The sequence below is a fragment of the Roseburia sp. AF12-17LB genome (assembly GCF_003479605.1).
In the GTDB taxonomy this organism is placed as follows: Bacteria; Bacillota; Clostridia; order Lachnospirales; family Lachnospiraceae; genus Roseburia_C; species Roseburia_C amylophila.
Window position 1 is genome coordinate 62,444 of the sequence record NZ_QUHR01000009.1, and the last position, 13,017, is coordinate 75,460.

Below are 13,017 nucleotides of genomic sequence, written 5' to 3' on the forward strand. Positions count from 1 at the left end.
AAGGAATGGAAGAGAAAAGCTATGTAGAAGATATCGACAGAAGCATATATGATATCCGGGACGATGAGAAGGATGCTTATAAGCTGAAAGAAGGTCTTACTCCTGAAATCGTAGAGCAGATATCAAAAGAGAAAAATGACCCCGTCTGGATGCAGAATTTCCGTTTACAGTCTTTACAGATTTACAATGAAATGGAAGTGCCAGACTGGGGACCATCGATTGAAGGACTGGATATGGACCATATCGTAACCTATGTCCGCCCAAACACAAGGATGAAGGGAAAATGGTCTGAGGTGCCAAAGGACATTAAAGATACCTTTGAACGTCTTGGAATCCCACAGGCAGAAAGAAAGTCACTGGCAGGTGTTGGCGCACAGTATGATTCCGAACTGGTTTATCATAATGTAAGAGAAGAAGTTGCCGCACAGGGCGTTATTTATACGGATTTGGAAAGTGCAATGCATGGTGAACATGCAGATATGATACAGAAGCACTTTATGAAGCTGGTAAAACCAAATGACCACAAATTTGCAGCATTGCACGGTGCAGTCTGGTCCGGTGGTTCTTTCGTTTATGTGCCAAAGGGTGTGGACGTAGAGATTCCGCTGCAGTCCTATTTCAGACTGAATGCAAAAGGTGCCGGACAGTTTGAACACACATTGATTATCGTAGATGAGGGAGCATCTCTTCATTTCATCGAAGGATGTTCTGCACCAAAATATAATGTGGCCAATCTGCATGCAGGATGCGTGGAATTGTATGTTGGCAAGAATGCAAAACTTCGTTATTCCACCATCGAGAACTGGTCAAAGAATATGTATAACTTAAATACCAAGCGGGCACTGGTAGAAGAGGGCGGAACCATTGAATGGGTATCCGGTTCCTTCGGTTCCCATGTATCTTATCTGTATCCGATGAGCGTCTTAAAAGGAAAGGGCGCCCGCATGGAATTTACCGGTGTAACTTTTGCAGGAAAAGGACAGAACCTTGATACCGGAGCCAAAGTGGTACACTGCGCACCGGACACCAGCTCCTATATGAATACCCGTTCCATTTCCAAGGATGGTGGTATCAGTACTTTCCGTAGTTCCGTTGTGGTAACGAAGGAAGCGAAAGGCACGAAGTCAGCAGTATCCTGTCAGTCTCTGATGTTAGATTCTGAGTCCCGTTCCGATACCATTCCGGCAATGGACATCCGTACCAAGGATGCTAATGTGGGACATGAAGCCCAGATTGGAAACATCAGTGATGAAGCAATTTTTTATCTGATGTCAAGGGGCATGAGCGAAGAGGACGCAAGAGCCTGCATCGTCAGCGGATTTGCGGATAATGTTTCCAAGGAACTGCCTTTAGAGTACGCATTGGAAATGAACAATTTGATTCGCCTTGAGATGAAGGGCAGCATAGGATAGCAGAAGGGATGTGGAAAGAGCATGGAACAAAATGTAAGTATGAAAATCAATGAATTGCCTTCTCCTACCTGGAACTGGCTGAAGGTAAATGAAACTCCGATAAAATGGAGCAATAAGATAGAACCTTGTGAGATTGCAACAGAGGGAGATGTAGTAGCTGCTGAAACAGAGCAGCTTTCGGACATTGAAACCGGTGCCGGAAGAGAAGCAGATGCAATCTTTGCAACAGAAAATACTGCAAAATATCAGATTCTTGCAGATAATGCAGGACAGGATAAAACCGTAAGACTGCACGTTTCCGGTAAAAAAGATGCACATACGGCAGGCTGTGTAGAGATAGTTGCAAAAGAAAACAGTACACTTACTGTTGTGATGGACAGCCGTGTGGCTCCGGATGCCACAAAAGAGGAAGACAGCACTGCAGAAGCATCTCTGGCAGTCCGTGTCAGAATGAAAGTCGAAAGCGGTGCATCTGTAAGATTAGTTCAGGTTCAGATGCCGCAGGAGCATGAGACTTTATTAAGTGATATAGGCGGCAATTTAATTGGCGAGGGAGCAAAGGTGGAGTATATCCAGTTATTCCTTGGAAAAGGGAATCTCTATTCCGGATGCCGCATGGATTTGAATGGAAAAGAAAGCAATTTTGCTACAGAGACCGGATATCTTGGTCAGGCACAGCAGATTTTAGACTATAATATGGTAGCTAATCATTTTGGCGAGAAAACCATGAGCTATATTAATTCTGACGGAGCTCTTCGCGGACAGGCACATAAGGTTTTCCGCGGAACTATTGATTTTAAACGTGGTTCCTCCGGCGCAGAAGGACAGGAAGAGGAAAGCGTACTTCTGCTGGGTGATGATGTGGAAAATAAGACCATTCCGCTGATTTTATGTGCACAGGAAGACGTAAAGGGAAATCACGGAGCAACCATTGGAGAATTAGATGAAGATACCATGTTCTATTTTGGAGCAAGAGGTATTGATAAAGAAGCTGCAGAACGTATTGTGACAGGTGCAAAATTGGAGCATATCTGTGATTTGATGAAGGATGAAGCAGCAGAAAAAATTGCGAAGGAAGCGCTGGAAGAGGTGATTTAGAATGTACGATTTTAAGAAGGATTTTCCTCTTTTTAAAGACCGGGATGTCATCTATCTTGACAATGCGGCAACCGCACAGAAGCCGGCATGCGTCATTGAAGCGGAAAAGGAATTTTATGAAAAACATAATGCCAATCCGCTGCGTGGATTCTATCCTTTGAGTCTGGAAGCAACCGATGCCTATGAGGCAGCGAGAAAAACAGTTCAGCAGTTTATCCATGCTGCCTCTGAGACAGAAATTATATTTACCAGAAATACCACAGAGAGCCTGAATTTAGTAGCGTACAGCTATGGCTTAAATAATCTTTGCCCGGAGGATGAAATCGTGGTTTCCATTATGGAACATCACAGCAATATGCTGCCGTGGCAGATGGTAGCAAGACAGACCGGAGCGAAGCTTATTTATCTGGAATGCGAAAAAGACGGTAGTTTAAGCGAAGCAAAGTTAGATGAAGCTTTCTCCGATAAAACAAGACTGGTGGCAATCACACAGGTGTCCAATGTGTTGGGACGTCCAACACCGGTAGAGGAAATTGTGCGAAGAGCAAGAAAGAGCAATGCAGTAGTCGTGCTGGATGCAGCCCAGAGTTCCCCACATATGCCGATTGATGTGCAGAAGCTGGATGTGGATTTCCTGGCATTTTCCGGTCACAAGTTAATGGGACCGATGGGAATTGGTGTCTTATATGGAAAGAAAAAACTTTTAAAGGCAATGCCGCCATTCCTTACCGGTGGAGAAATGATAGATTCTGTAACAAGAGACGGTGCAAAATATGCAGAGCTTCCGCACAAGTTTGAGGCAGGAACCGTCAATGCAGCAGGCGCAGTGGGACTGGCTGCCGCCATTGATTATATTAACAAAATCGGTTTTGAAACCATGCAGGAGCGGGAACTTACACTTACGAAAAGAGCCTTGGAAGGACTGAAAGCAATTCCAAAGGTTCATGTGCTGGGTTCGGAACTGGCAGAAGAGCATACCGGAATCCTGACATTTACCATTGAAGACGTGCATCCGCATGATGTCAGTGCGGTATTGGAATCCGACGGTGTGGCTGTCCGTGCAGGTCATCATTGTGCACAGCCATTGTTAGAGTATCTGGGCGTCCGCTCCGCTACAAGAGCAAGCCTGATGTTCTACAATACAGAAGAAGAAGTCGATGCGCTGGTAAAAAGCGTGGCAGGAGTCAGAAGGAGAATGGGATATGGAGAGTAGAAGTTTTTATAATGAAATCCTTACCGAACACAATATTCACCCGGAGTTCAAGCATGACCTTCCGGATGCCGACCTGGTATTAGAGGGCGTGAATCCAAACTGCGGAGATGATATCTTTTTAAAATTAAAATTAGATGGCGATGAAATCGTAGATGGTGCATTTGTAGGAGATGGCTGCGCTATTTCCCAGGCATCTGCCGATATTATGCTGGGCATGATTGTCGGAAAGAAGAAAGAGGAAGCACTGCATTTAGGAGAATTATTCTTAAAAATGATTAAAGGAGAAGCTTCGGATGAAGAAATCGACGAGCTGGAAGAAGCTTCGGCATTAAAGGATATTTCCCATATGCCTGCCCGGGTAAAATGTGCCGTATTAGGCTGGCATACCTTAGAAGAAATGTTAAATGATGAGGTTTGATATAAAAGAATACGCTTGCAAAATAAGGATTGTTAGAAAAAGAAAGATAGTGTATAATGTTATCGGCAATAAAGCAGGACACAAGAGACGAAAGAGGAGTTGAGCGAGGATACCGATTTGAGAAGAAAAGCTTTGCAGATGGCAGGGATAGGAATATTGTTGTTTGGAATGGTTTGCAGTGGATGTGACAGGAAAGCGCAGGTAAATGCAGAACCGGAAAGCAGCGAGAAAATAGAATATGCAGTGACGGAAACGGAAGAAGTCTCTACAGAGACGAAGAAGCTGGTGATAGAAGATTTGGATGATGCATACGAAGCACTGCTGGATTCCTGCAGCAAAGAATTTATCGGGGATTATCGGATTGACGAAAGTTTCTTAAACTGGGTTTATGCCAATTACGGAAAAGAAGCAGTATTAAATATTGCACAGGAGTCTCAGGAAGACCAGAATGTAAATGTCTGGTACGAAGAGACCGGAAATTCCATACATGTGCTGTGGCTTCTTTATTGTCAGGACACCGGCATGAATGAAGAGGATTTGCAGCAGGTTTACTGGAAGACATGCAGCTCTGAGGATGAGATGGTGCTGGATTTTACCGGCGATATTAATTTTGCAGAAGGCTGGGGCACAACGGAACACATGGATGGACAGCCAAATGGAATCAATGACTGCTTTTCCAAAGATTTATTGCAGGAAATGAATAATGCAGACATTATGATGATAAACAATGAGTTCACCTACAGTACAAGAGGGGAACCTTTAGCTGGCAAGGATTATACTTTCCGGGCAGATCCAAAGCGTGTCGCATTATTGGAAACATTTGGAACAGATATTGTCAGTCTTGCCAATAATCATGTCTATGACTATGGCGAAGCTGCATTGATTGATACCATAGATACACTGGAAGAAGCAGGAATTCCGTATGTAGGAGCAGGAAAAGATTTAAAGGATGCCATGCGTCCGGTATATTTTGTGGCAAATGGAAAGAAAATAGCAATTGTATCAGCTACACAGATTGAACGCTCTTTAAATTATACGAAGGAAGCAACTGAGACGACACCGGGCGTGTTAAAGACCTTAAATCCGGACAAGTTTCTGAAAGTAATAGAAGAAGCAAGAGACAACAGCGATTATGTGATTGCTTTTGTACACTGGGGAACAGAAGGAAATAACTATTTTGGTTCCGACCAGGTGGCTCTTGCAAAACAGTTTGTGGAAGCCGGTGTGGATGTCATTATCGGCGGACATACCCATTGCCTGCAGGGCATGGAATATATGGATGGCGTGCCGATTATCTACAGTCTTGGCAATTTCTGGTTTTCGGCTTCAACATTAGATACCGGTTTATCCCAGGTAATCATCCGGGATGACGGAACTATTGATTTCCGATTTCTGCCGTGTATACAGAAAAATTATAAGACTTCGCTGGTGACAGATGAAAGTGAGAAAAGACGTATTTTTGATTTTATGGAATCCCTCTCCGTGGAAATTACCATAGATGATGATGGTTATGTGACAGCAACGGAGTAATCCGTTTCAATAGAAGATTTTAAAGAAAAGAGGAAAAAACATGAGTAAAAAACCAACCGTATTGATGATTTTAGATGGTTTTGGTCTGAATGACAAAACTGAGGGTAATGCAGTAGCCCAGGCAAACAAGCCAAACATTGATGCACTGATGAAAGATTATCCATGGGTAAAAGGAAATGCCAGTGGACTTGCCGTAGGACTTCCGGACGGACAGATGGGTAACTCCGAAGTAGGACATATGAACATGGGTGCAGGAAGAATTGTATACCAGGAATTAACCAGAATTACCAAAGAAATCGAAGATGGAGATTTCTTTAAAAACGAAGCATTGCTTGCCGGCATGAAAAATGTAAAAGACAACGGTTCTGCACTTCATTTATATGGATTATTATCCGATGGTGGAGTTCACAGCCACATTACACATTTATTCGGACTTCTGGAAATGGCAAAAAAAGAGGGCTTAGACAAAGTATATGTACATTGCTTCTTAGACGGCCGTGATACCGCACCTACTTCCGGAAAAGGATTTATCGAAGAACTGGAAGCAAAAATGAAAGAAATCGGTGTTGGTGAAATCGCAACCATCAACGGACGTTACTATGCAATGGACCGTGACAACCGTTGGGATCGTGTAGAAAAAGCATATAAAGCAATTACAGAAGGTGTTGGCGAGACAGCAGACAGCGCTGTTGCAGCAATTGATGCATCTTATGCAAAAGATGTAACAGACGAGTTCGTAGTTCCGACTGTAATTATGAAAAATGGTGCTCCAACTGCAACCGTACAGGATAACGATACCATTATCTTCTTTAACTTCCGTCCTGACCGTGCAAGAGAGATTACCAGAGCATTCTGTGCAGATGAGTTCGACGGATTTGACAGAGGCGCAAGAAAGAACGTAACTTATGTATGTTTCACAGAATACGATGGAACCATTCCAAACAAAACCGTTGCATTCCACAAGGTAGAACTTACCAATACATTTGGACAGTTCCTTGCAGACAATGGCAAGACTCAGGCAAGAATCGCTGAGACTGAGAAATATGCTCATGTAACCTTTTTCTTCAACGGTGGTGTAGAGGAGCCAAACAAAGGCGAAGAAAGAATTCTGGTAAAATCTCCAAAGGTAGCAACCTATGATTTGAAACCGGAAATGAGTGCATACGAAGTATGTGATAAATTAGTAGATGCCATCAAATCTGAAAAATATGATGTAATCGTAATCAACTTTGCTAACCCGGATATGGTTGGACATACCGGAGTTCAGGCTGCAGCAATCAAGGCAGTAGAAGCAGTTGATGAGTGCGTAGGCAAAGCTGTTGCAGCATTAAAGGAGGTTGACGGACAGATGTTCATCTGCGCAGACCACGGAAATGCAGAGCAGTTAATCGATTATGAAACAGGCGAACCATTTACAGCACATACTACCAATCCGGTACCATTCATTCTGGTAAATGCAGACCCTGCATACGGTTTAAGAGAGGGTGGATGTCTTGCAGATATCGCTCCTACATTAATCGAGCTGATGGGAATGGAACAGCCAAAAGAAATGACAGGGAAATCTTTATTAATCAAAAAATAAGACCGTAAGGGCGAAATGCAAACTACGAGAAACACGCTTTGCGAGTTTCTCAAGTTATCGCAGTGCTTGGCAAATCTGCATGCAAGCATGCAATTTATCTCGCTACTCGCGTAAATAAAAAGATTCTGTATCTCAAGTGTAAGGTACAGAATCTTTTGCTATAGATAAGTATTTTCCAACACATATATTAATAATACTTATAAATAGAAAATATTAGACAAAAAAACTAATAAATTTCGCTCATTTTTCTATATGGGGCAAAAGGCGCACTTCGCCCAAATTCATTGACTTTCTAAAAGGCACTGTATTATAATTTTCCAGTAGTGTTTTTTATTACAACAAAAATTTGCGAAAGCATAAAATGGAGGACAAAAGCAGTATGCAGGAATTTAAACCATTTAAAGAAGGAAAAGTAAGAGAAGTATATGATAATGGAGAAAGCCTTATCATTGTTGCAACAGACAGAATTTCAGCGTTTGACCATATTTTAAAGAATAAGGTTACCAATAAGGGCGCAATTCTGACACAGATGTCCAGATTCTGGTTCGATTTTACAAAGGATATCGTGCCAAACCATATGCTTTCCGTTGATGTAAAAGATATGCCGGAATTTTTCCAGAATGAGAAATATGATGGCAACAGCATGATGTGCAAGAAACTGGAAATGATTCCAATCGAATGTATCGTTCGTGGATATATTACCGGAAGTGGCTGGGCAAGCTACAAAGAGAACGGAACCGTCTGCGGAATCAAATTACCGGAAGGACTTGTAGAATCCGATAAATTACCTGAGCCGATTTACACACCAAGTACCAAAGCTGAGATTGGTGACCATGACGAGAATATTTCTTTTGAACAGAGTATTGACGTATTAGAGAAAGCATTCCCGGGCAAGGGTGCTGAGTACGCAGAAAAGATTAAAGAATATACCATCGCACTTTACAAGAAATGTGCAGAATACGCATTAAGCAAAGGAATCATCATTGCAGATACCAAGTTTGAATTTGGTCTCGATGAGAATGGAAATGTAGTTTTAGGTGATGAGATGCTGACACCGGACAGCTCCCGTTTCTGGCCATTAGAAGGATATAAACCGGGACAGGGACAGCCTTCTTATGACAAACAGTTTGTAAGAGACTGGTTAAAAGCAAATCCAGACAGTGATTATCTCCTTCCGGATGAAGTAATTAAGAAGACAATTGAGAAATACGAAGAAGCATTTGAATTACTGACCGGTAAGAAATTTGCTTAAAAATATAGTCAGGAGAACCCTATGAATAACAATGAATTAAAGGAAAGCCCATGGGACGGCCTGCATGAAGAATGTGGAGTCTTCGGCATGTATGATTTTGACGGAAATGATGTGGCTTCCAGTATTTATTATGGTCTGTTTGCATTACAGCACAGAGGACAGGAGAGCTGTGGTATTGCAGTAAGTGAGACAAACGGACCGAAGGGAAAAGTTACTTCCTATAAAGATATGGGACTGGTAAACGAAGTATTTACCGGAAAACAGTTAGAAGCAATGAAAGGTGATATCGGAGTCGGTCATGTCCGCTATTCCACTGCAGGTTCTTCCACCCGTGAGAATGCACAGCCGCTGGTATTGAATTATGTAAAAGGTACGCTGGCATTGGCACACAACGGAAACCTCATCAATGCGAAGGAGCTTCGCAAAGATTTGGAATATACCGGAGCAATTTTCCAGACCACCATTGATTCTGAGGTAATTGCTTACCACATTGCAAGAGAGCGTCTGAATTCCAAGACAGCCGAGGAAGCAGTACGCAGAGCCTGCCAGAAGTTAAAAGGAGCTTATGCTTTGGTTGTAGCCAGCCCTCGTAAGCTGATTGGCGCAAGAGACCCATATGGCTTCAAACCCCTTGTAATCGGAAAACGTGACAATGCTTATATCATTACTTCTGAGACCTGTGCCTTGGAGACCATTGATGCAGAGTATGTCAGAGACGTATTGCCGGGAGAAGTGGTAACAATTTCACCGGAAGGCGGCATTCAGTCTGATATGACCATGTGTCTTCCAAAAGAACAGGAAGCACGTTGTATTTTTGAATACATATATTTTGCGAGACCGGACAGCCATATTGACGGGGTCAGCGTTTATGCATCCCGTATCCAGGCAGGACGTTTCCTTGCAATGGATTCACCGGTAGATGCAGACCTGGTAGTAGGAGTACCGGAGTCCGGAAATGCAGCAGCTCAGGGTTATGCCCTGCAGTCCGGAATTCCATATGGAACTGCTTTTGTAAAAAATGGTTATGTGGGACGAACCTTCATCAAACCAAAGCAGAGCAGCAGAGAATCCAGCGTAAGAGTAAAATTAAATGTACTGGCAGAATCAGTCCGTGGCAAGCGTGTCATTATGATTGACGATTCCATCGTGCGTGGAACCACATCTGACCGTATTGTAAATATGTTAAAAGAAGCCGGTGCCACAGAAGTGCATGTAAGAATCAGTTCCCCGCCATTCTTATGGCCATGTTACTTTGGAACCGATATTCCGGAGCGGGAACAGTTGATTGCCTATAACAGAACCATCGAAGATATCCGGAAAATAATCGGTGCAGATTCTTTGGGATACTTAAAGATAGAGCGTCTGGAGCAGCTGGTAGGAGGACTTCCAATCTGTAAAGGATGCTTTACCGGAAAATATCCGATGGAGCCGCCAAAAGAGGATATCCGTGGCGAATATGAGCGATAAGCAGACTGACACAGCGGCTAATCCTTATAACCGTACCGGCTGTCATGCTTGCATGAACCAGCCGGTATGGTTGTAAGGATTGTACGGTGCACGAAGGTGCAACGGACAACGAGGAAGCGAAGCTTCCGAGTGGAGCGAAACTTTTGAGTGGAGCTGAGTCTGAAATTATGAATATAAAAAATAAAAAGGAGCACACATATGAGTACCGATAGATATAACAGCCCATTATCAGAGCGTTATGCCAGCAAAGAAATGCAGTACATCTTTTCCCCGGATATGAAATTCCGTACCTGGAGAAGACTTTGGATTGCACTGGCAGAAACCGAGAAAGAACTTGGACTTGATATTACACAGGAACAGATTGATGAATTAAAGGCACACAAGGATGACATCAACTATGATGTGGCAAAGGCAAGAGAAAAAGAAGTCCGTCATGATGTTATGTCCCATGTATATGCTTATGGTGTACAGTGTCCGAAAGCAAAAGGAATCATCCATTTAGGAGCAACCTCCTGCTACGTTGGAGATAATACCGATATCATTATTATGTCAGAGGCATTAAAACTGGTTCGTAAGAAATTAGTAAATGTCATTGCAGAACTGGCAAAATTTGCAGATAAATATAAGAATCAGCCGACACTGGCATTTACCCATTTCCAGCCGGCACAGCCAACTACCGTTGGAAAACGTGCAACACTGTGGTGCCAGGAATTTATTATGGATTTGGAAGACTTAGATTATGTATTAGGCAGCCTGAAACTTTTAGGTTCCAAGGGAACCACAGGAACACAGGCAAGCTTTCAGGAGCTTTTTGACGGAGATCAGGAAACCATCGATAAGATTGATCCGATGATTGCACAGAAAATGGGCTTCAAGGAGTGCTATGCAGTATCCGGACAGACTTATTCCAGAAAAGTAGATACCAGAGTTGCCAACATTTTAGCAGGCATCGCAGCAAGTGCACATAAGATGTCCAATGACATCCGTCTTCTGCAGCACCTGAAAGAAGTGGAAGAACCGTTTGAGAAGAGCCAGATTGGTTCCTCTGCAATGGCATATAAGAGAAATCCAATGCGTAGTGAACGTATTGCATCCCTTTCCCGCTATGTCATGATTGATGCATTAAACCCGGCAATTACATCCGCAACCCAGTGGTTTGAGAGAACTCTTGATGACTCTGCAAACAAGCGTCTTTCCATTCCGGAAGGCTTCCTTGCGATCGACGGAATCTTAGACCTTTGCTTAAATGTAGTAGACGGACTTGTTGTATATGAAAAAGTTATTTACAAACATATGATGAGCGAGCTTCCATTTATGGCAACCGAAAATATTATGATGGATGCTGTAAAAGCTGGTGGTGACCGTCAGGAATTACATGAGAAGATTCGTGTACTTTCCATGGAAGCAGGCAAAAATGTAAAACAGGAGGGTAAAGAGAACAACCTTCTTGAGCTGATTGCAGCAGAACCTGCATTCCATACAACCTTAGAAGAGCTGAAGCAGAATATGGACCCTGCAAAATATGTAGGAAGAGCACCAATTCAGGTAGATGCCTTCTTAAAGAATGTGGTACAGCCGATTTTGGATGACAACAAAGAGATTCTTGGTATGACAGCCGAGATTAACGTATAATCGAAAGCATATCATAGCAATAAAGATAATATTTCAAGAACGCACATATCAAAAAAGCCCATTTTTGTTAAGCTTTCAAGGAAAAATATTAATACAAGAAGTTTTGGAAAGTTGTCAGGTGTGCTGGAATTTACATCAAATGCAACAAATATATTGATATGTATAGGACATTTTTCAGTAGTGATACTGAAGAATGTTCTTTCTTTGTTAACTCTTTATTAATCGCATCTACAAACTTCTTAATATCAAAGAGAATATAGGCTTCCTCGGTGAGTGTCACAGCACAGGAATGTTTCACGATTTTTTTGATAATCATCTGATTCACATCAGCTACTGTTAACATAGATATGAGGATGTGTCAGCAGCAGTGTGGAGTGCGGTTAATTTTTAATTGTTCAACTAATAGTTTAAAATAGCTAGGGGTTATCATCTATGGCAGAGCCAAGATGACAAATGAACTGCTTCGATAGAAATATAGTACAGATAAGGAGATACAAATGGAAGATATTTCATATACAGTTCATGTCAGTAATAAGAAAAGTGATATTACATCGAAAATTAAGCTGGCTACAGTTACAAAGCATACTCTGAGAAAATATAGGCCATCAGATTACAGCAAAGATAATATATTTATTATTTACGGAATATCAAATCTGATGGATAATGTAAAGACAGGATATCACAAAGAAGTAGATGAGGCATTAGAAGAATATAATAAAAAGCAGATACGATTAGAACGTCGGATAGATGATTATTTTGAACATGTAGTTGGCTAGAAACAGGGTATGGCAGTTAGAGATAATCATTCAGATAGGCAATAGGGAGTTTTGGAAATAATATGATGATATGAAGCCATATATAAAGCTTATCATACGAGATAATATTGGGAGAACTTATAAAGAGACTTCCGCAATTTGTAGTTGTAAATGTAGTGGTTCATCTTGATGAGGATAGCCCGCATATATAATGGGGGAGTTCCTGTGGCAGATGGTTACAAAAAGGGACTTCGTAAACAGGTGTCAAAGAGAGATGTATTTACTAAAAAAGTTCTGTTACGCGTGCCGCAGGATGAGCTAAGGAAGGTTGCTAATAAAGTGGTCAATGATTGGGCTGGAGAACAGATAAAGGGAAAGTCAAAAAGATGCAATCGTGCTCTGACAGTTGTGGAATCTAAGGTGGCTTAGGAGACAGGACATTTGGAGAAGATACAGGAACAGGTGCATGGTGTGGATATTGAGTTGAGTGCTTCGCAAATTGCTTATAAAGAATTGTAGCGGAGCAGAAGAGGTTGTGGGTGGAGTATGATAGAACTTGCGTTCGAACACTGCCGGTGGTATAATATAGGGAGTCAAACACAAGTTCCGTTGCGATTATTCGATATATCAAATATAATATAAAAGTTAAATTAAGAGG

The 13,017-nt window shown here is 42.1% G+C and carries 11 protein-coding genes; all 11 read left to right on the forward strand.

Translation table 11 applies throughout. The annotated features are described in order from the left end of the window. Positions 1-5 precede the first annotated feature (5 nt). The 11 genes from sufB (at position 6) to DWV68_RS14780 (ending at position 12,788) form a co-directional block, all read left to right on the forward strand. Complete coding sequence (gene sufB / locus DWV68_RS11090; protein ID WP_118665807.1) at positions 6-1,412, forward strand: Fe-S cluster assembly protein SufB; 1,407 nt, start codon at positions 6-8, stop codon at positions 1,410-1,412. Between the two features lie 21 nt (positions 1,413-1,433). Beyond that, positions 1,434-2,510: a SufB/SufD family protein gene (locus DWV68_RS11095; protein ID WP_118665809.1), complete on the forward strand. Its 1,077-nt coding sequence runs from the start codon at positions 1,434-1,436 to the stop codon at positions 2,508-2,510. A gap of 1 nt (position 2,511) precedes the next feature. Then, complete coding sequence (locus DWV68_RS11100; RefSeq protein ID WP_118665811.1) at positions 2,512-3,723, forward strand: aminotransferase class V-fold PLP-dependent enzyme; 1,212 nt, start codon at positions 2,512-2,514, stop codon at positions 3,721-3,723. Beyond that, the gene (sufU, locus tag DWV68_RS11105; RefSeq protein WP_022242397.1) at positions 3,713-4,141 is read left to right on the forward strand and encodes a Fe-S cluster assembly sulfur transfer protein SufU; all 429 of its coding nucleotides are present in this window, start codon (positions 3,713-3,715) and stop codon (positions 4,139-4,141) included. Before DWV68_RS11100 ends, sufU begins: the two co-directional genes overlap by 11 nt. A gap of 117 nt (positions 4,142-4,258) precedes the next feature. Next, on the forward strand, positions 4,259-5,671 hold the full coding sequence (locus DWV68_RS11110; protein WP_147404535.1) for a CapA family protein: 1,413 nt from the start codon (positions 4,259-4,261) through the stop codon (positions 5,669-5,671). 40 nt (positions 5,672-5,711) lie between these two features. Then, positions 5,712-7,253 carry a 2,3-bisphosphoglycerate-independent phosphoglycerate mutase gene (gene gpmI / locus DWV68_RS11115; protein ID WP_118665815.1) on the forward strand — a complete coding sequence of 514 codons (1,542 nt, stop codon included), beginning with the start codon at positions 5,712-5,714 and terminating at the stop codon, positions 7,251-7,253. A gap of 379 nt (positions 7,254-7,632) precedes the next feature. Next, a complete protein-coding gene (locus DWV68_RS11120; protein WP_022242394.1) occupies positions 7,633-8,505 on the forward strand; it encodes a phosphoribosylaminoimidazolesuccinocarboxamide synthase in 873 nt (290 codons plus the stop codon). A gap of 21 nt (positions 8,506-8,526) precedes the next feature. Next, complete coding sequence (purF, locus tag DWV68_RS11125) at positions 8,527-9,972, forward strand: amidophosphoribosyltransferase (RefSeq protein WP_117840787.1); 1,446 nt, start codon at positions 8,527-8,529, stop codon at positions 9,970-9,972. A gap of 198 nt (positions 9,973-10,170) precedes the next feature. Continuing rightward, the gene (gene purB / locus DWV68_RS11130; RefSeq protein WP_022242392.1) at positions 10,171-11,604 is read left to right on the forward strand and encodes an adenylosuccinate lyase; all 1,434 of its coding nucleotides are present in this window, start codon (positions 10,171-10,173) and stop codon (positions 11,602-11,604) included. A gap of 497 nt (positions 11,605-12,101) precedes the next feature. Next, on the forward strand, positions 12,102-12,380 hold the full coding sequence (locus DWV68_RS14775; RefSeq protein ID WP_242988738.1) for a hypothetical protein: 279 nt from the start codon (positions 12,102-12,104) through the stop codon (positions 12,378-12,380). Between the two features lie 204 nt (positions 12,381-12,584). Next, positions 12,585-12,788 (forward strand): hypothetical protein, encoded by a 204-nt coding sequence (locus tag DWV68_RS14780; RefSeq protein WP_242988737.1) that lies wholly within the window; start codon positions 12,585-12,587, stop codon positions 12,786-12,788. The last annotated feature ends 229 nt before the right edge of the window (positions 12,789-13,017 follow it).

Bases quoted from the DNA above. Each gene is read 5' to 3' on its own strand.
- sufB (WP_118665807.1), top strand. From the start codon at position 6: ATGGAAGAGAAAAGCTATGTAGAAGATATCGACAGAAGCATATATGAT.
- DWV68_RS11095 (WP_118665809.1), top strand. From the start codon at position 1,434: ATGGAACAAAATGTAAGTATGAAAATCAATGAATTGCCTTCTCCTACC.
- DWV68_RS11100 (WP_118665811.1), top strand. From the start codon at position 2,512: ATGTACGATTTTAAGAAGGATTTTCCTCTTTTTAAAGACCGGGATGTC.
- sufU (WP_022242397.1), top strand. From the start codon at position 3,713: ATGGAGAGTAGAAGTTTTTATAATGAAATCCTTACCGAACACAATATT.
- gpmI (WP_118665815.1), top strand. From the start codon at position 5,712: ATGAGTAAAAAACCAACCGTATTGATGATTTTAGATGGTTTTGGTCTG.
- DWV68_RS11120 (WP_022242394.1), top strand. From the start codon at position 7,633: ATGCAGGAATTTAAACCATTTAAAGAAGGAAAAGTAAGAGAAGTATAT.
- purF (WP_117840787.1), top strand. From the start codon at position 8,527: ATGAATAACAATGAATTAAAGGAAAGCCCATGGGACGGCCTGCATGAA.
- purB (WP_022242392.1), top strand. From the start codon at position 10,171: ATGAGTACCGATAGATATAACAGCCCATTATCAGAGCGTTATGCCAGC.
- DWV68_RS14775 (WP_242988738.1), top strand. From the start codon at position 12,102: ATGGAAGATATTTCATATACAGTTCATGTCAGTAATAAGAAAAGTGAT.